16 protein-coding genes are annotated in these 18,470 nt (G+C 39.6%); 4 read left to right on the top strand and 12 right to left on the bottom strand.

What is annotated here, in order from left to right; translation table 11 throughout:
• Nucleotides 1–131 precede the first annotated feature (131 nt).
• Both H1R81_RS09800 and H1R81_RS09795 read left to right on the top strand, forming a co-directional pair.
• Entirely contained in the window at nucleotides 132–659 is a 528-nt protein-coding gene (locus H1R81_RS09800) for an ABC transporter permease (RefSeq protein ID WP_181840529.1), read from the top strand.
• A gap of 49 nt (nucleotides 660–708) precedes the next feature.
• The gene (locus H1R81_RS09795) at nucleotides 709–3,537 is read left to right on the top strand and encodes a hypothetical protein (protein WP_181840528.1); all 2,829 of its coding nucleotides are present in this window, start codon (nucleotides 709–711) and stop codon (nucleotides 3,535–3,537) included.
• Nucleotides 3,538–3,670: 133 nt separating this feature from the next.
• Here H1R81_RS09795 and H1R81_RS09790 read toward each other — a convergent pair whose 3' ends face one another.
• From H1R81_RS09790 to H1R81_RS09770, 5 genes are all read right to left on the bottom strand, one after another.
• The gene (locus H1R81_RS09790) at nucleotides 3,671–5,131 is read right to left on the bottom strand and encodes a sulfatase (protein ID WP_181840527.1); all 1,461 of its coding nucleotides are present in this window, start codon (nucleotides 5,129–5,131) and stop codon (nucleotides 3,671–3,673) included.
• Between the two features lie 89 nt (nucleotides 5,132–5,220).
• Complete coding sequence (locus H1R81_RS09785) at nucleotides 5,221–5,559, bottom strand: L-rhamnose mutarotase (protein WP_181840526.1); 339 nt, start codon at nucleotides 5,557–5,559, stop codon at nucleotides 5,221–5,223.
• Between the two features lie 18 nt (nucleotides 5,560–5,577).
• Nucleotides 5,578–6,351 (bottom strand): SDR family oxidoreductase, encoded by a 774-nt coding sequence (locus H1R81_RS09780; protein ID WP_181840525.1) that lies wholly within the window; start codon nucleotides 6,349–6,351, stop codon nucleotides 5,578–5,580.
• Between the two features lies 1 nt (nucleotide 6,352).
• Nucleotides 6,353–7,216, bottom strand: a complete 864-nt coding sequence (locus H1R81_RS09775; protein ID WP_181840524.1) for a fumarylacetoacetate hydrolase family protein — start codon at nucleotides 7,214–7,216, stop codon at nucleotides 6,353–6,355.
• A gap of 37 nt (nucleotides 7,217–7,253) precedes the next feature.
• Nucleotides 7,254–8,906 (bottom strand): UxaA family hydrolase, encoded by a 1,653-nt coding sequence (locus tag H1R81_RS09770; protein ID WP_181840523.1) that lies wholly within the window; start codon nucleotides 8,904–8,906, stop codon nucleotides 7,254–7,256.
• A 142-nt stretch (nucleotides 8,907–9,048) separates the two neighbouring features.
• Here H1R81_RS09770 and H1R81_RS27705 point away from each other — a divergent pair, with 142 nt between their 5' ends.
• The gene (locus H1R81_RS27705) at nucleotides 9,049–9,927 is read left to right on the top strand and encodes an AraC family transcriptional regulator (protein ID WP_181840522.1); all 879 of its coding nucleotides are present in this window, start codon (nucleotides 9,049–9,051) and stop codon (nucleotides 9,925–9,927) included.
• Between the two features lie 7 nt (nucleotides 9,928–9,934).
• Here the strand turns inward: H1R81_RS27705 and H1R81_RS09760 are convergent, their stop codons facing one another.
• On the bottom strand, nucleotides 9,935–11,860 hold the full coding sequence (locus H1R81_RS09760) for a c-type cytochrome (protein WP_181840521.1): 1,926 nt from the start codon (nucleotides 11,858–11,860) through the stop codon (nucleotides 9,935–9,937).
• Between the two features lie 27 nt (nucleotides 11,861–11,887).
• Nucleotides 11,888–13,723: a family 16 glycoside hydrolase gene (locus H1R81_RS09755; RefSeq protein WP_181840520.1), complete on the bottom strand. Its 1,836-nt coding sequence runs from the start codon at nucleotides 13,721–13,723 to the stop codon at nucleotides 11,888–11,890.
• A gap of 228 nt (nucleotides 13,724–13,951) precedes the next feature.
• Between H1R81_RS09755 and H1R81_RS09750 the strand changes: the two genes are divergently transcribed.
• Nucleotides 13,952–14,986 (top strand): DNA/RNA non-specific endonuclease, encoded by a 1,035-nt coding sequence (locus H1R81_RS09750; protein ID WP_181840519.1) that lies wholly within the window; start codon nucleotides 13,952–13,954, stop codon nucleotides 14,984–14,986.
• A 207-nt stretch (nucleotides 14,987–15,193) separates the two neighbouring features.
• Here H1R81_RS09750 and H1R81_RS09745 read toward each other — a convergent pair whose 3' ends face one another.
• The 5 genes from H1R81_RS09745 to H1R81_RS09725 all read right to left on the bottom strand — a co-directional run bounded on the left by H1R81_RS09745 (nucleotide 15,194) and on the right by H1R81_RS09725 (nucleotide 18,422).
• Nucleotides 15,194–16,396, bottom strand: coding sequence for a Gfo/Idh/MocA family protein (locus tag H1R81_RS09745; RefSeq protein WP_181840518.1), 1,203 nt, complete (start codon nucleotides 16,394–16,396; stop codon nucleotides 15,194–15,196).
• Between the two features lie 173 nt (nucleotides 16,397–16,569).
• Nucleotides 16,570–16,827, bottom strand: coding sequence for a hypothetical protein (locus tag H1R81_RS09740; protein ID WP_181840517.1), 258 nt, complete (start codon nucleotides 16,825–16,827; stop codon nucleotides 16,570–16,572).
• A gap of 4 nt (nucleotides 16,828–16,831) precedes the next feature.
• Nucleotides 16,832–17,365, bottom strand: a complete 534-nt coding sequence (locus H1R81_RS09735) for a DUF420 domain-containing protein (RefSeq protein WP_181840516.1) — start codon at nucleotides 17,363–17,365, stop codon at nucleotides 16,832–16,834.
• Between the two features lie 11 nt (nucleotides 17,366–17,376).
• On the bottom strand, nucleotides 17,377–18,081 hold the full coding sequence (locus H1R81_RS09730) for an SCO family protein (protein WP_181840515.1): 705 nt from the start codon (nucleotides 18,079–18,081) through the stop codon (nucleotides 17,377–17,379).
• On the bottom strand, nucleotides 18,078–18,422 hold the full coding sequence (locus H1R81_RS09725; protein ID WP_181840514.1) for a cytochrome C oxidase subunit IV family protein: 345 nt from the start codon (nucleotides 18,420–18,422) through the stop codon (nucleotides 18,078–18,080). Before H1R81_RS09725 ends, H1R81_RS09730 begins: the two co-directional genes overlap by 4 nt.
• Between the last annotated feature and the right edge of the window lie 48 nt (nucleotides 18,423–18,470).

The following is an 18,470-nucleotide window of genomic DNA, read 5'->3' as shown; positions in this document are numbered from 1 at the left end:
ATTCTGACAACCTATTGAGCGAAGCCTTTTTTCTTCTCTATCAAATCCGGATTGATAGGCTGATATTTATCGGCTTTCTGATAAGGTTCTATGTATCTATAAAATCATTATAAACGCCAAAAATGAAACCCATGAAAAAAATTGTGTTTACTACCCTGCTCTCTTTAGGTTTATTTGCAAGTAAAGCCCAAAGCGCTATTGATATTGAAGAAGGCAAAACAGTTGCCAGCAACGGTATTGAATATAGCTACGCCATTACCAACGAACGCACTGAAGACACTTACTCTCGTTATGAAGTAACCATCAAAGCTCAAAACAAAAGTGGTTGCCAGTTGATTTATCTGAAAAATGACAATATCACAAGCATATTTGATGGTGATCCTTCTGTTATTGCCCGATTTGAATGTCTGAACGCAACAGGGAAACGCCTTACTTCCAAAGGAGCGAATCTGAAAGCACGTCCGTTTACGATTCCTTATAACCAACCTGAAAAAACTGCCGATGGGAAAACTACCTATAGAGCTGTAAGAGTACAAGGTGGTTTCTTATTAAAGAATGGCAGCAGTGTATCAAACGATTTGATTGTAATTGTACCTAAGGGTGAAAGACCACGTTTCAAAATCAATATCCAGAATTTTTCAGAATTGACAACTGAATAATTGTCTGATATTTTGTTCCATAATCATCACCCCCACTAAAAAGTATCTTATGAAATCTAAACACTTTTTATACTTATTCTTATTATTTTCTGCGCTTCAGCTAACTGCCCAGACGGGCCCGCAGCCTTCTTCAATGAAGTGGAAGTATATTGAAAACGATAAAGTAAAAGTAATTTTCCCTGAAAATAATCAGACAGAAGCCATTCGTATTGCCGATTTAGTAACTTATGTCAATAAAAACGCTACTGTTTCTGTCGGAAACAAAAGCAAGAAGCTGGATATTTTATTAAATACCAACAATGCACAAGGAAATGGCTATGTAGCTTTGGCTCCTTACCGAAGCGAGTTCTATGCTACGGGTTTTCAGGATTTTAATGATCTGGGGTCAATGGACTGGCTTGATGCTTTGGCTATCCATGAATATCGCCATGCTTTGCAATTTAACAATGCAAACAGAGGTTTTACCAAATTTTTGTACTTGTTGCAAGGACAATCAGGCTGGAGTCTGGGGTCTAATTTCTCAATTCCTGACTGGTATTTTGAAGGTGATGCTGTATTGGCCGAAACTGTATTAAGTGGAGCCGGAAGAGGCAGAACTCCAAGTTTTTTTGACGAGCAAAGGGCTTTGCTATTGAGTGACAAAAATTACACCTATTTACAGGCACGAAATGGTTCTTTCAAAAAATTATTGCCCAACCATTATCCCTTAGGTTATGCGATTCTTAACTATGGTCGTAATCATTTCGGGCCTGAAATGTGGCCTAAAGTATTAGCAGATGCAGGCAGATACCGAACGATACTCTACCCCTTTGCCGGAGCTTTAAGACGCCATACTAAAACAGGCGTGAATAAAATGTATAAACTGGCCTATAAAGAAATGAAAGAGAACTGGGAGAATGAGCTGGAATCAATTAAACTAACTCCTACTACCCCAATTACCCCATTACCTAAAAATACTGTTACCAATTATACATTCCCACATTGGTTAGAAGACGGAAGCATTCTTTGTATCAAGAGTAGTTTCAAGCAAATTTCTGCGTTATATAAAATCAAAGATGGCAAACAACAATTCCTTACTCCTATCGGTGCGGCAACTGAAGGGTATTTAGGTGTAAATAACAATAAAGTTGCCTGGACAGAAATGCGTAAAGATGCCAGAAGAGACGCAGTTATTTATAGCGTAATTATGAGTTATGACCTGAAAACAGGTCAACGAACACAAGTAACCCATAAAAGTAAATTTTTTAGTCCACAGTTTTCGTCCACAGGAGATAGAATCATAGCCGTTAAAGCCGATGAAAACATCAATAACGAACTTTGTATCATCTCTCCAGCCAATGGTAGTATTGTAAGCACCATTCCTAATCCTGAAAATGATTTTATCTCTTATCCGAAATGGACGAATGATGATGCTGCGATTGTTTATCTGGCTAAAAGAAAATCAAAAATTGCCATGCTGAAATATGATCTGGCACGCAAACAAACGACCGAATTGACCCCCTGGACTACTCATGTAATCAGTGGGCTTTCTATCAGCGATACACGTGTTGTTATTGGAGCTTCGTTCAGCGGGATTAATAATATCTATGCCGTGAACCTGAATGGAGACAAACAAATTACGCAACTAAGTTCTGTCAGAATCGGGGCTACTTTACCTGCTATTTCGAAAGATGAGCAAAAATTAGTAATGGTAGAAATGACTGCTATGGGTAGGCAATTAACGCATTCAGACGTAAAAAGTATCAAGAATATCCAACTTACCGAACCTGTAAATCAGGAACGTTTTCATATAAAAACTACTGAAATTGAACATGATATACAGTATCAGTCGATGGATAATAGTTATCAGGTGAAAAATTATAAGGGCTTACTAAGAGGTGTGAAGTTACATAGCTGGAACTTCGGTAGTAGTGATGGCCGCAATGTAAGTGTTGGGATTAAGCTGGGGAATATTTTAAATGACTTTACAGGATTAATCGGAGCTCAATATAATTATAACGAGAAAACAGTGCGTGTTAACGGAGGTTTTGATTATGGTAAATTCTTCTTACCTCTTTCGTTCAGAGTAAGTGCAGGAGACAGGTCGAATGCCGTATTCCTGAATCCTAATTTCATAGGCACTTTATCTTATAAACAAGCTGATATTAATGTTGGTTTATCATTGCCATTGAATTGGATAAGAGGTAACTACACAACCAGTTTCCGTTTAAACTCTACCTTCTCAGGTATCAGTACGTCAGAATATAAAATACAGGATACCCCGATTTACCACGGATTAGAATTTAATGCCTTACAATTTGGTTTAAGTTTCTCAAATATCCGTAGAAAAGCCAAACAGAATCTGGTTAACAAGTGGTCTCAGAATCTTGCGCTTTCTTACCAGAAGTCTATTACAACCGGAACAACAGCCGAACGCCTGATGGGGACAGTTGGATTGACAACACCCGGCCTGGGCAAGAATCATGGTTTAGAGATAGTATTCAGAGGGAAAAAAGAATTACTGAATAACAACTATCTTTTTGAAGATCAGTTTTTACACGCCAGAGGTTATGCTGCCGCTCCGGGTGATGTTGAAACGGTGGTAAGTGCCACTTATAGCCTTCCGCTGTTTAATATTGACCGAGGTTTTGCCGGGATATTCTTTATCAATCGAGCAAGAGCCAATGTGTTTTATGATTACGGCAATATTGAGAGAAAGTTCATCAACTTTAAAACTTCCCAACGCTCGTATGGCGGAGAGATAATATTTGACATCAAATTATTGAATACGTTAGGGCCATTGGGTTTTGGTTTGAGAAACTCTTTCTTACTCGACACCGACCCGCTAAATCCTACAACAAAACAAAGGTTTGAGTTTTTCGTAGCATCTAATTTATAATGAGGGTTAGATACATAAGGGTAACAGATTCTGATAGAGCAATGCTTTATCAGAATTTTCATTAAAAAGCAAAGGCACAAATAATTGAATATTTGCGTCTTTGCTTTTAGAATTGCTATGTGATTAGTGAGGTCTACTCCTTCAAGACCCCTACAGGGCGCACATTTCTGCCCTGTTTTTGCTGAAGGGCATCTCCTAAATCTTCACGGGCCATTTCGGCTACTTTATGGAGTTCTTCTACAATTGCCGGATTTTGTTCTTTTACATCATATTCTTCGCCTGCATCACGTCTTAAATCATAGAGTGCAAGTGGTACTTCTAAGTTTCCATATTTACCTCCGTATCCATCGTTGCCCGGTAAAACTGTTTCATAAGTCCTTTCAACCTTATGTGGCAACATCAGTTTCCAGTTATCACGACGAACAGCCCTTAGTTCGTTGTTAGCATAATAGTAATAGAAATATTTTCTTGGGCTTTCGTTGACATTTCCCTTCATCAAAGGTAGAATATCAACGCCATCAATTTTCTTATCTGGTAGTTTTGTACCACAGATATGCGCCAAAGTCGGGAAAATATCGATGGTAGAAGTTAATTGATTACAGATTACTCCTTCTGGAATAGTACCCTTCCACCGCATCAGACAAGGTACTCGCTGCCCTCCTTCAAACACCGTTCCTTTCCCTTCTCTGAATCCTCCCGATGAACCTGCATGGTTTCCGAAATTGAGCCAGGGGCCGTTATCGCTTGTAAAGATTACCAAGGTATTTTTATCCAGACCGTTCTCCTTCAGTGTTTTCATGATTTCTCCTACCGACCAGTCTATCTCCATCATTACATCTCCAAACATCCCCTGTTTGCTTTTCCCCTTGAATTTGGCTGATACTCCAAGCGGCACATGCACCATTGAATGAGGTAAATATAAGAAAAAAGGTTTATTACGGTTTTTCTTGATAAAACCTACGGCTCTTTCTGTATATTTAGTAGTTAGTCCATCTTGCCCTGATAAATCGGTAATGGTTTCTTTTTGTTCGTTGCCTTCTATTAATGGCAAAGTAGGGTACGCTTTCTTACGGTAATCATTCTCATCTGTAATAGGTTTACCGTCAAAACCCACCGGCCACATATCATTTGAATAAGGGATGCCCAGATATTCGTCGAAACCTTGTTGGAGAGGTAAGAATTGTTTATAATGCCCCAAATGCCATTTACCAAAAATACCTGTAGCATAACCTTTTTGCTTCAGCATTTCGGCAATTGTAACTTCATCTGTATTCAATCCGATTTTCTGTGTAGGGTTTAAAGCACCTGCAATACCTACTCTATTCGGGTAGCAGCCTGTCATCAGAGCAGCTCTGGAAGCGCTACAAACAGCTTGCGCAGCCAGGAAATTGGTAAAGCGGATACCCTCAAAACCCAGTTTATCGATATTGGGGGTCTGATAATCTAAAGCTCCTGTACTGTTTAAATCGCCGTAACCCATATCATCCATAAAAATCAGAATGATATTGGGGGTAGCTGTTGCAGTTGGTTTTTTCCAGGAACTGGCCCCTAAGAGGAAGGTAAGAGCTAATAATAGAATAGTGTTGGTTCTCATATTTTGGTTGAATAATTTTGGTAATGCAAGTAAAAAAATAACAGCCACTTTTTCAAATGGCTGCTATAGGTATATGTTTTATAGATGGTTTATTGCTGCTTTAAATCAAAAATTTTATTCATAAATAGCCATTTTTCGCCGGGTTTTGCCATTGGTAAGGCTTGCTGGTATTTCCACATCAGATTTTCCCACTCCTGTACTTTCGGGTTATTAGTATCCATTTCTGCTTTTCGCTCAAAAGAAAAGTCGTCGTCAGTTTCCATAATCATAAACAAGCGATTGCCAATACGATAAATCTCCATACCTGAAATACCTGCCGATGTAATGCTCTCGGCTATCTCCGGCCGTATTTTCTCATGGTATTTTTCGTATTCAGCTATCATGGCTGCATCATCTACTAAATCTAATGCCAGACAATACTTTTTCATAGAGTTCGATTAACTAAATTATATTAACGCTCGGTCTAAATGCACGTATCCACCATCAACATGAATCAATTGCCCTGTTGTATGGCTCGATCGCTCCGAAAGTAAAAAAACAACCATATTTGCAATTTCTTCAGCAGTTGTCATGCGTTTGCCCAAAGGTATTTTTTCAGTAATTTTCTCTAAGGTTTCTTCCGGATCTGGCAAGGTTTTAATCCATTTCTCATATAATGGAGTATAGCACTCTGCCACAATTACTGCATTAACACGGATACCATATTTCAGTAATTCAATAGCCCATTCGCGGGTCAGGGCATTGCGTCCGCCATTGGCAGCGGCATAAGCCGATGTACCTCCCTGCCCTGTTTCTCCGGTTTTTGAACCAATATTTACAATACTCCCTTTGCTTTTTTTCAATTCGGGCAGGGCATAATGTGCTATCAGGTAATAATGCACAAGATTCTTGTGTAATGACCCCATAAACGCCTCATAGCTGCCATTTTCAAGGTTCACTCCATCGTTTACTCCAGCATTATTTACCAGACCATCTATTCTGCCGTATTTCTCCACTACTTGCTCTACCGCTTTACGACATTCTTCCGGCTCACTCAGCTCTGCCACCACCTGAAAGCCATTGCCGCCAATAGATTCTATGGTTTTCAGGTTATCATTTTCATTTCTGCCTATAATTACCGGAATAGCACCCTCGTTTGCCAGCGTTTTCACAATACCCTCACCAATCCCTTTAGCACCACCTGTTACAATGATTATTTTATCGCTTAAATTCAAGTTCATATTATTCAGTTTTTTTATAGTCAACTGCTTCTTGTCTTTGTACTCCCAACCCATCAATTCCTAATTCTACTATATCACCTGCTTTGAGATAACGAGGTGGCTTAAAGCCTAAACCTACACCGAATGGTGTTCCGGTAGAAATCACATCACCTGGCAAAAGAGTCATAAACTGGCTCAGGTAGTGAATCAGAAAAGGAACTTTAAAAATCATGTCGTCAGTATTAGAGTTTTGTAATTTTTCTCCGTTTACTGTCAACCATAAGGGCAAATCATTTGGATTTTCGATTTCATCTTTAGTTGCCATGAAAGGCCCCAGTGGTGCAAATGTATCGCAACTTTTACCCTTTACCCATTGTCCACCCCGCTCTATCTGGAATTCTCTTTCTGAATAATCGTTGTGTAGGGCATATCCCGCTACATAATCCAATGCTTCTTCTTCAGATATATACGATGCCTTTTTGCCAATCACAATAGCCAGTTCTACTTCCCAGTCTGTTTTTACAGAGTTTTTAGGGATAATCACCTGATCATAAGGGCCGCAAAGTGCTGAAGTGGATTTGAAGAAAATAATCGGCTCTTTCGGGATTGGTGCATTGGTTTCTTCGGCATGTCTGGCATAGTTTAAACCAATACAAACTATCTTCGATGGTCGGGCAATACACGAACCTATTCTTGCCTCAGCAGGGACTTCCGGGCAGCTATCTGCATTGGTTTCTACCCAGGCAGCCAGACGTGCCAAACCATCAGTACCAAAGAATTTTTCAGTATAATCTTCGCCAAAACCCGAAACATCTATGCGAGAGCCATCTAATAATTCAACAGCCGGTTTTTCCTGTTCAAACTCACCAAAACGTAATAATCTCATATTTATATTTTTTATCTTGATACCGAATAATTAATTACTATAAATTTACACCTCTTTTCCAGGGCATAAAGTCGTCTTGTCCTAATTCCTGCGCTTTAGTCAGGAACTTACCACTGGCTAAACTGATGCAATACTCTAATAAGTCTTCTGCGGTCTGTTCAATGGTTTTCTCTCCTGTAATAATTTCTCCGCAATTAAAGTCGATAATATCTGACATTTTGTTAGCCAATTGTGTATTGGTAGATACTTTTACTACCGGACAAATCGGATTACCCGTCGGAGTACCAAGACCTGTCGTAAATAGAATGATAGTAGCCCCTGAGGCTGCCTTGCCTGTGGTAGCCAATACATCATTACCGGGTGTGCATACCAGATGCAAACCTGCTTCTTTGGCCAGTTCTGTATAGTTCAATACATCAACAATGGGTGCAGTACCACCTTTTTTGGCAGCCCCTGCCGATTTGATAGCGTCGGTAATTAAGCCATCTTTGATATTTCCCGCTGAGGGATTCATATCAAAACCCGCACCCACTGCTTCGGCTTTGGCGGCATAATCCCGCATCAGGTATTCAAATTTTTCTGCTTTTTCTGTGGTTACACAGCGGTTGATTAACTCCTGCTCAACGCCACATAGCTCGGGAAACTCAGCTAAATATGTTTTACCTCCTAACGCCACTACCAAATCAGATAAATGACCTAATACGGGATTTGCTGAAATTCCAGAGAAACCATCTGATCCACCGCATTTCAAACCAATTTGTAATGCTGATAAAGGTGCAGGCTGACGCGTAAGTTTATTGGCTTCAATTAATCCTTTGAACGTCTCTTTAATAGCTGCCGACATCATGTCGAACTCCGTTCCGTAGGCTTGTTGCTCAAACAATAGCACAGTTTTATCAAAATCAGGATTACGCTTTTTGATTTCATCCATGAGGTCAGTAAACTGTGTTTTCTGACAACCGAGGCTTAATACCGTTATCCCTGTTACGTTAGCATTGTTGGCATAAGCTGCAAACAAGGCTGCCAGTAGTTCAGAATCCTGATTGTTTTCTCCACAACCTGACTCATGAGTCAAAAATTTGATGCCATCCAGATTTGGAAACAAACGTCTACCAACAGACCCTTCGTGGTTTTCCTGATTATAGGTATCTATACCATTTACTCCGCCTTTCTGGTGTATGTGTACCAAATCTTCTACCTGACGGAGATAAACATCAGGGAAGGCGTAGCCTAATGCTTTGTCAAAGGCCTCTTTTAGTTTCAGAATATTACGATTTTCGCAAAATACCAAAGGAAGTACTAACCAGTAGTTAGCAGTGCCTACCTGACCGTCAGAACGGTGATAGCCCATAAAAGCAGTATTCTTCCATTTCGTTATATCGGGAGCGATCCAGTTAGTTTGCGGCACTCTTTTCCTGACAGAATACTCCTCCGATTCATGTTTCAGATTGAAAGTAGTTATCTGCTCACCACGTTTGATGGGTTGGGTAGCTTTTCCAACCAAAACCCCATACATGGTTACATGGTCGCCTTTTTCTAAATCTTCTGTAACAAATTTATGTTTAGCTGCAATTGACCTCGGCAATACGTAAGTCTCCCCTTCAAATTCTATATTCTCTCCCGCTTCTAAATTTCTTAGTGCTACTATCACATTATCTGAAGGATTTACTTTTAAAACTTTATGTTGCATATAATATAAGGGGAGTTAAAAAACATCTTACAAAAGTACAATTCATTCTCATAGCTTTTTTATGAAATATTATACAGTTTTGATGAAATATTATCAACTTTACAAAATGAAGCCTTTTATGATAACATTATATCAATAATTCGTGCAGGCCATATTACGTAAAGTCAATATCTCAACCGATTATTCGTTTTTATCCCGCAAAGACGAGTTACACTACTTGTATGACAAATGGCACTTTCATCCTGAATTAGAACTGACCCATATTGTTCATAGTAAAGGAACAAGGTTTGTAGGCGATAGCATTGAAGAGTTTGAGGAGGGAGATATGGTGCTATTAGGTGCCTACCTGCCCCATGTGTGGAAAAATGATGCCAGCTATTTTAATGATAACCCATCACTTAAAGCCACTGCACAGGTAATTCAGTTTTTACCTGATTGTTTCGGAAAAGACTTTCTGAACCTGAAAGAATTAGAGAATATCAAATGGTTACTTGAAAAAGCCAAAAGGGGTTTAAAAATTTCAGGGCATTCTAAAACAGAAGTACTCGCGCTTTTTAATAAGTTATTCGAGAGTACAAATGGAGTACAGCGGATTGTACTTTTATTACAGATTTTAGAGATTATTGCGATGTCAGATGAGGTAAATTTTTTAAGTAGTGAAGGGTTTGTAGAATCTTACCATAGATTTGGTGCTGATACAATTAACCATATCTACGAATTTACACTTTCGCATTTCAACCGCAAGATTCTGATTGAGGAAGCAGCTACTATTGCTAATATGTCAGTACCTAATTTTTGCAGATACTTTAAAAACCGAACCCAGAAAACCTATATCCAGTTTCTGACCGAAGTACGCATAGGCTATGCCTGCCGGATGTTGATTGAAAACCGCAAGAGTATTCAGCAGATTGCCTTTGATTGTGGCTTTTATAATCTCTCCAATTTTAACCGCTCTTTCCGCCTCCTGAAAAAACAAAAACCTACCGAGTACCGGCAGGTTTTTGGAGGGTTAAAATCTTAAAGATTTCTTATTTCAATGAATTTATCCAGGCTGCAATCTTCAAGCCATCAGCTTTCGGTACTTGTGGCATTGGGGGCATTTCTGTAGCATAGCCCGGCCAGTTTTTAGGATCAGGCTTGTGGATGAGATTCACTATTTTTTCGTTTGAATATTTGCGTTTAGCAATATCCTTAAACGCAGGCCCTACCTGACGTTTGTCTTGTTGGTGGCATGCCACACAGGTATGTTTTTGCAATAATGGCTTAATTTCATCATATGTAGGAGCTGCTTTGGCAGCAGTTTTAGCCGCTGTTCTATCGTCAGGTGTTACTAATTTCTCTGCTTTGGTGCTTGTACCTGCTACAGGTAAATTTGCCGGGCGAGGCACAAAACCTGTCAGCTTCTCTCCAGCAGGAATATTATTTAAGGTATAAAAAGCAGTACTATGTAATAAACCTTTAGCCTCAGTATCTTTCACACCATCAGCCTTAATTTCATGAATAAAATGGTCTCGTAAGCCTTCGACCAACAGACGCACTTTCATGCCATCTTCTGATACTTTCAAGCCTTTTACATTCAGGAATTTTTCACCTACCGGAGGGCTGCCATAAACAGGGTGGTATTTGTAAATAAAACTACGTACCTGATAATTTTTGAAATCAGCAGCGGTTGCTTTATTCACAGGTTTCGTAAACTCAATTTCAAATCCATCTGGTGTAGCTCTTACGGCTTTCATTTCAAACGGCATTTTACCTGTCCATACCAGACGTTCTACCCCCGCAGTAGTATTACCTGCCGAGCCCCAACCCCGGTTGGTTTCGCCTACAAACAAAGAGCCGTCCTGACCCCATGTCATACGCAAAATACCCGATTGGAATCCCTCACGGAACATGAAAGACGCTCCCTGATACTCACCATTTACTTTCTCAACAAATACACGTGATATATTACTTTTTCCCTGGTCTCCCACAAAAATCTGTCCGGCGAATGGGCCGAAACCACCATTTGTTTCGTCTTTCAGAATTTCTGAGGTAGAAATACCCAAAATGCCATGCGGAAGCCATACGGCCGGAGTTTTTAACTCAGGAATATCTTTTTTCAATTCAAAAAGATAAGTTCCTCTTTCATTTTCAATGTTCTCAGGCTTGATAGCATACCCGTTAGCATCTCTTTCTTTTCTTGGGTTTACCTTTGCATACAATTGCTCCGTTGTTAGTTTTACAGGCGAATTCGGGTCGTTTGTCCAGCGCAGACCGGCAGGGTGACCCATAAAATCACCTTTGTTTACCTGGGCAATAAAACCTGAACCCATCCAGTCTCCCTGATTATCACCATACCAGAACTCACCGTCTATCATACCAATACCACAAGGAGAGCGCATACCAGTTGCATACGGCTCAATTTTACCATCTTCTGTAATTCTTACAGCCCAGCCTCTCCAGGGTACTCTACTTTCACCTCTCCACCATTCTTCGTCACCAAAAGCAACATTCCCTGTTACAATCATCGAGCCATCAGGCAAAAACTTAGGGCCATAGCTATATTCATGGTAATGCCCCGAAATAGGTAAAGTAGCAATTGTTTCATACACATCTGCTTTACCATCGCCGTTTTTATCAATCAGTTTGGTCAGTTCGCCACGCTGTGCACAATAAAAAGCACCGTTTCTATAAGCCAGACCTAAAATCTCATGCAAACCGCTGGCGAACTTCTTGAAATACGGTTGTGCTGTACCTGCCATGTAAGGGTTATTTACTACCCAGATGTCACCTCTGCGGGTAGCCAAGGCTATATCACCATTTGGCAAAGTAGTAATGCCACCTACCTCCAACAACATATTTTCGGGGACAGGTAGCGTAATAATGCGATAATAATCATTTTCGGCAGTATTCTGCGCCACTGCCGCAGAGACCATTGCCACCGAAAAAAGGATTGTTTTAAATATTTTTTTCATTCTGTTAGAATTTTTAAAGCCTCTGTTTTACCAAATAATCGAATAGCTGATTTTCTCGTTCAATGGTGCTATTACTTCCTGCTTACCACCTATAGTTCTGATAGTGGCATTACCACTATTTACCTTGATCAGATAACTGCCGTCACCTATGTTAAATGTACCGTCAGCATTTTTACTGATATTATCAGCAGTAGCTAATCTGGCATATAAATTATTTACCGTTCCGTTTACAGCAACATCTCGTTTCAGGATTTTCCCATCTTCAACCGGAATGATTTTATCTGAAACTCTGGTTCCATAAATATCATATTTGAAAGTGGGCTGGCCATTCTCATCTAATTCATAGCCACGTGTACGGAAAGTTGCATCTACTCCTCCCCAAGGTTTATCTTGTGCCTCTAAAACTGCTACTAATGGAGCATCGCCCAATACTGTTAAACTTCCCATTGGTCTTGAGCTACCATCTCCTCTATCCTGCCACATTGGTGTTGTATTCAAGAAATTCCCTTTCCAGACCTGGAATAATGAGCCGTTATCCAGGTTATAAGTGAAGTGTACATTTTCTTTGTTTCCTACCGAAATGGCATGTACTATTCGTTTGTTCTTATCACCTTCTTTAATATCCATAAACGAGCGCAATAAAACTGGTTCTGCGGCAGTACCTAATAAAATCGGAGAAGAAGGGTTATTTACCATTGTAGAATTGGCCGTATGCAATGGGTGTTTACGAACAGTTGACGATTCGGCATACAAGCCCAAGGATGGTTGTAACCAGCCATCGGCTTTCCAGTAGTATAACTCAAACGGTACTTCTCCGGCAGGTAAATTTAGTGTTACTTTTCTACCTTCAGGGTCTGACATCATCCAGCCATTTTTAAAGGCTTGCTGACCGTTGATTTTTACTTCAGTATTACCGCCATGAGTAGTTGTGAAAGTATATGTGCCGGCTTCCGGTACTACAATTTTACCTGCATATTTTACCGCAAATTCGTTTTCGGCGTTTGTTACAGCCCAGTTCAAGGCATTCAGATTTCCGCTGTATTCCGGTTTTATTTTTTCAATATCTCCTATCGTCCTGAAATTGCCTTTATAAACGCCGTATTTCAGGTCTTTGAATGACAGTGTTTGCTGATTATAGCTTTTATATCTGATATTACGAAAAGCTACATTACCATGATCTCCCTGAAAACGGAGTGGCCCCATAGCTACTTCATTATCTATCCAGGCCCCTCTGGTTTGTCCGGTCAGCTCCACATTTTCATGAATCAATACCCCATTCAGATAAATAGAAAGAATGCGTGCATTGGTTGTTTTCTTGCCGCTGGCATCAAATCTTGGTGCCTGGAAAGAGATTTTAATATTTTGCCATAGGCCCGGTGCTTTAGCTACATTCAGACGAGGGGCAATTCCCTGATAGCCTTTTGAACCTTCCGGTTTTGAATCATCCCAACGTTCATATATCCCCCCGACATCACTGTATTTCGGCAATTTTGTACCCCAGCTATCGAACAACTGAATTTCATAACGGCCTTGCAGATAGATACCTGAGTTTGAGCCTTTAGCCATCATGAAATCAAGGTCAAGGTCTAAATCTCCATGTTCCATTTTGGTGAGCAAGTCCATTTCTATGCCGTATTTTCCAGGAGGGTGTTCACACAATAAAATTCCTGTGCTCACGGAAGCGTCTTTTTTGTGAAGGTCGTTGGGTTTTGTAAAATCTGCTTCCACCGCACCGACAATGCTCCATTGGCCTTGTGTGGTTCTGAAAGCATCCATGTTATTCAGTGGAATCACTTGCTGTGCAGACACCGTATTAGCGAGTAATCCACAGAAAATGAGATTTTTTAGGATTTTTCTTTTCATTGTACATTTTGTTTGAATGCGCAAATGTAATAGCTATTGACAGGAATTGAAAGGGCTTTTAAAGAAAACCACTTAGAGTATTTTGTAGAATTTAAGTGTATTTTTTACACTTTCTTTTTAAAATCTTAAACTTGTCTTTATAAATCTTTTCAAGAAAAGCTACGCAGAAATGGCATACTTCTTCGTTTTGTTGTAAAATTGCAGTCGTATTTAACACCTAACTTTTAGATGAAATCCAATCGTATTATTTTAATTCTGATCTTTTTTGCTGTTGGCTATTTTCTTTACTACAAAGACAGGCCTGGTCCTATCAGCAAACTATGGGAAAGTGTGTCGAATGTTTTTAAGACCAAAGACAATCCTAATCCTTATAAAGCACCAGAACCTGATAATGAAGCCACAGCTACAAAAGATGGCAACGATACAGAGGCTAATGCTACCAATAAGAAAAAAACTGAAAACAATACTAAGGAAGAAGAGGGTTCTCTTTTTGATAAACTTAAAGAAACAGTATTAGGAAAAGATGAGCAAGATGAAAATGTGTCAGGCGATTATGAAATTCCGGGGTTTGCATTACCTGCCATCAATAAAAGCGATGAGATTGTCAAACACAAAAACTATACGCTTCGCTATGAAGAAAAGTATGAAGTACCTGCCTGGGTGGTTCATAAACTAAGAGGTGGATTTACCAAAGGGAAAGCCAGCAGAGGAGATAATCAGTTTATACCTGATAAAAAAGTAGAAGGTAATTCTGCCTTATCGACTGATTATAGTAATTCTGGCTATGACCGTGGGCATATGGTACCTGCCGGAGATTTTAAATGCTGCCAGGACTTAATGAACGAGACCTTTTTTATGAGTAATATATGCCCGCAAGTGCCTGATTTTAACAGGGGTATCTGGGAAAACATTGAAAGTCGTATCAGAGGTTGGGCTGTTCGGGATGAAGAACTCTATGTAGTAACGGGTCCGGTTTTAACCAAAGGGATGAAAACTATCGGGCGATATAATAAGGTAGCCGTACCTAAGTCTTTCTTTAAAATTGTGTTGTACTACAACCCCAAGAATCCTAAAAATGCTCGGGCGATTGCATTTTTATTGCCGAATGAAGCATTATTTGGTAAAAGAATGAATAGTTATGTGGTTTCGGTAGATGAAGTAGAACGGGTAACTGGTTTGGATTTTTTTGCAAAACTGCCTGACGACGTTGAACATAATTTAGAAGCTGATAGCGACTGGGAAGCCTGGACAAGGGTTCAATAAAACGGGAGTGTCTAAAAAGGTTTTTACGCCAAATAATATTTGGAAAAGACCCCATCCCAACCCTTCCCCAACAATGGGGAAGGGCTAAAAAGTCCCTCTCCCCACAGTTGGGGAGAGGGATTTAGGGTGTGGGCGGACGCCGCGCGGGTTGAGATTAGCCAAATAATATTTTGCGACTCTGGACTTTTTAGACACCCCCGTTTCGTTTTACAATACTCGCTGAATGATATTTCCAGTTGCTTTCTCTTTCAGAATCACTTTTTTGCGACCATCCGGTAAAAACTCATCTTTGATATGCCAGTGGTCTGCATCATAATCTACAAATGGCGAAGGCTCGGTTACATCGGTTCTGCCCCTCCAGTCTTTAATAATTACGGGTTCCCATTTCTTGGTTTTAGCCGATTTGTAACAGGCGTCTATTACTGCGTTTACAATATAGCCGTCATAAAAGTTTTCCATCGGTTCAGTACCTTTATCCAGGCTATCAAACATATCTGTAAACATATGGGTATAGCCTAAAGAGTTTACTTCATCACCTACCGGAAACAACCATCCCGAAGCACTTTCTGCTTTTTCGGCCACATAGCTCGCTTCCTGTGCTGCTGTGAACATCTCAAAACCTGTACGCATAAAATGGTCGGTTCTGATCACCCCTTCGGTTCCGGCCACTTCATCTCTCAAATCCATCCCTCCTCTGAACGACCAGCTTACTTCAAATTGAGCTACGGCTCCGTTAGCATACTTCACTAAAGCAATGGCATTATCTTCTGCTTCAATCGGTTTTACCTGCGTAGCTGCCCAACACATTACTTCTAACGGTTGAATATCTTTACCAATATAGTTACGTGCAATTTCTATACAGTGGCAACCCAAGTCAACGATTGCACCACCTCCGGCTTTTTTTAAATCCCAGAACCAGCTTGAGTGTGGGCCTGGGTGCGCTTCTCTCGACCTTGCCCAGGTTACGCGGCCAATTACTCCGTTTTTAACCGACTGTAAAGCATGTAGCGTTTTAGGGGTATAAGCTAAGTCTTCAAGGTAGCCGTGAAATATCCCTGCTTTCTCTACCATTTCCAATATCTTCTTGGCTTCTGCTCCTGTACGTGCCAGTGGTTTGGTACACAATACACTTTTCTTGTATTTACAACATAGTTTAATGGCCTCGAGGTGCAGATCATTTGGCAAACCAACTATCACAACATTCACGCTTTTGTCTTTAATGGCTTCTTCCATACTTGTAGTGTATTTTGGAATGCTCCATTCTTCTGCAAATGCTTTTCCACGCTCTTCGCTTCTTGAATAAACGACTTGTACGCGATCAGGGCGACGATGTTCGTGTAGCGACTTTGTATAAAACCAGCCAATAAGCCCGGTGCCTAACATGGCGATTCTATGAGGTTTATTACTCATGGTTAAATGTATTATTAAGGTTGATAGATTGTAAAAGCTTGTATAGACAAGACAATGCAAGATACTAAAGAAAAAGAAAACCCATGATATTGAAACAAAAAAAGAATCTACCGATATACCCGGCAGATTCTTTTCTTTAATAAAATAAGAATTTTAATAGATTATAAAAACTCTTATCTATTCAATTTCAGTTTTAAATTCAATTCCTTTTTTGCACTCCGATACCAGATAAACAGCAATGTAGGAATTGAAAGGTAGGTAATTACCAATAAATACAAAATACCATCGTTAATCCCTGTACCAATTACGCCACGCCCTTCGCTAAGGTTGCTGCCTACAGAGGCTCTACACATGGCACATTGCGCCATCGAGAAAGTACAACTAATTAATAAAAAAACAGTTGTTGTTAATACTATTCTGAACGTCTTCATTGTCTTAAACATAATAGGGTCTTATCATTAAATAAGCAATTACGCCTGTAATTGACACATATAACCAGATTGGAAAGGCAATCTTTGCTATTTTTCTATGTCGAGAGATTTGGTTAGTCCAAGAAAAATAATATGTTCTTAATACTAATGGTAAAACGACAAACGATAGCCCTATATGACTAATTAATACGAAAAAATAAAGATAGCGCATAAAACCCTCTCCACCAAATTTGGTACTCGCATTTGAAATATGGTAGGCCACATAACAAACGAGAAACAAACCTCCGAGGATAAAGGCCCCCGTCATGGCGTTTTTGTGTTGCTCTATCTTCCTTTGTTTAATGAGATAGAAACCATATAATAATAAAACAGCGGTCAAAGAATTAATGATTCCGATAGCATGCGGTAAAATTTTTGTCCAGGCTCCCAAATCAAACTTCTGACGGATACCTAACATTAATGCAACTACTACAGGTATCACTACCGATAGTACATTTATCCATAACATGGATTTTCTTTCTTCTAATCGTGCTTCCATATATTTGCCCTCTAACGAGGATTATTTTGGTCTTTATAAATCTCCTGCAATACTTTTATTTCCGCAATCAGTCTTTCTACATCGGCATTAAAAGTGCCGTCATAAATACCTCTTATATACCCTTCTTTATCAATCAGCATCAGTTTCTCGGAATGAATAAACATCTCATCTATATTCTTAATACTTTTATCATATTCTGAGGCATCAGCAACGGGTAGCTTATAACCTTTAATGGCTAAATCATAGACCGATTTCTTGGTACCTGTCAGAAAATACCACTTTCCTTCTTTGGCATCATATTTCTTAGCATAAGCTTTCAGCACTTCGGGTGTATCATGATTAGGGTCAACCGAATGAGAAACCATCAATACGTCAGGGCTATCTGCAAATAAATCCTGCACACGTATCATAGAAGAACTCAATTTGGGGCAGATAGTTCCGCAGCGGGTAAAGAAGAAATCGGCTACGTAGATTTTACCTTTGGTTTGTTGAGAAGAAAACTGGTTTCCGTTCTGGTCAGTTAACACAAAATCCGGAATTTTATGAAATACGGTGTCTGTTCCTTTCATTAATACCTGTCCGTGTTCGTCTATCTCAGGCATGAAATACGGGAGCTTGTAATAATTATTTCCGAAGAGCTTCAGAAATATAAATATAAAAGCCGGAATTACTAATATTGCTATTAGTATTCCGGCCTTTTTAAAATTTTTACTCATTTTCCAAAAAAGAAACGTTCAAATCCAATATATCCACCCTCAATAATCAAAGCTACTACTAACCATACAACAAATACACAAGGCAATATGATGGTCCATATTAATGATTTCACTTCATGTTTCAAGTGCATAAATATACCCACAATATAATATGCCTTAACGATAGTCAGAATCACGAAGATTCCGATTTTTGTCCATTTATAATGATCTGCATCTATAGTAAACGCAATTACAAACTCAAATGAAGTGATGATTAAAAGTATCCAGAACGTTCTCCAGATTTCTTTGGTTTGTGCCGGAAGTTTCTCTTCGTGACCGTGGTGTTCTGTATGTTGAGCCATTTTTAATTCAATATTTTTAAGGTTAATCCAATCTGATGATCGGGAAAT

Source organism: Emticicia sp. BO119, from assembly GCF_013912375.1.
Lineage (GTDB): Bacteria > Bacteroidota > Bacteroidia > Cytophagales > Spirosomataceae > Emticicia.
Note: the sequence above shows the minus strand (reverse complement) of the source record. Positions and strands in the feature narration are given on the sequence as shown.

Coding starts and splice junctions, on each gene's coding strand:
- H1R81_RS09800 (WP_181840529.1), top strand. CDS start 132: ATGAAAAAAATTGTGTTTACTACCCTGCTCTCTTTAGGTTTATTTGCA.
- H1R81_RS09795 (WP_181840528.1), top strand. CDS start 709: ATGAAATCTAAACACTTTTTATACTTATTCTTATTATTTTCTGCGCTT.
- H1R81_RS09790 (WP_181840527.1), bottom strand. CDS start 5,131: ATGAGAACCAACACTATTCTATTATTAGCTCTTACCTTCCTCTTAGGG.
- H1R81_RS09785 (WP_181840526.1), bottom strand. CDS start 5,559: ATGAAAAAGTATTGTCTGGCATTAGATTTAGTAGATGATGCAGCCATG.
- H1R81_RS09780 (WP_181840525.1), bottom strand. CDS start 6,351: ATGAACTTGAATTTAAGCGATAAAATAATCATTGTAACAGGTGGTGCT.
- H1R81_RS09775 (WP_181840524.1), bottom strand. CDS start 7,216: ATGAGATTATTACGTTTTGGTGAGTTTGAACAGGAAAAACCGGCTGTT.
- H1R81_RS09770 (WP_181840523.1), bottom strand. CDS start 8,906: ATGCAACATAAAGTTTTAAAAGTAAATCCTTCAGATAATGTGATAGTA.
- H1R81_RS09760 (WP_181840521.1), bottom strand. CDS start 11,860: ATGAAAAAAATATTTAAAACAATCCTTTTTTCGGTGGCAATGGTCTCT.
- H1R81_RS09755 (WP_181840520.1), bottom strand. CDS start 13,723: ATGAAAAGAAAAATCCTAAAAAATCTCATTTTCTGTGGATTACTCGCT.
- H1R81_RS09750 (WP_181840519.1), top strand. CDS start 13,952: ATGAAATCCAATCGTATTATTTTAATTCTGATCTTTTTTGCTGTTGGC.
- H1R81_RS09745 (WP_181840518.1), bottom strand. CDS start 16,396: ATGAGTAATAAACCTCATAGAATCGCCATGTTAGGCACCGGGCTTATT.
- H1R81_RS09740 (WP_181840517.1), bottom strand. CDS start 16,827: ATGAAGACGTTCAGAATAGTATTAACAACAACTGTTTTTTTATTAATT.
- H1R81_RS09735 (WP_181840516.1), bottom strand. CDS start 17,365: ATGGAAGCACGATTAGAAGAAAGAAAATCCATGTTATGGATAAATGTA.
- H1R81_RS09730 (WP_181840515.1), bottom strand. CDS start 18,081: ATGAGTAAAAATTTTAAAAAGGCCGGAATACTAATAGCAATATTAGTA.
- H1R81_RS09725 (WP_181840514.1), bottom strand. CDS start 18,422: ATGGCTCAACATACAGAACACCACGGTCACGAAGAGAAACTTCCGGCA.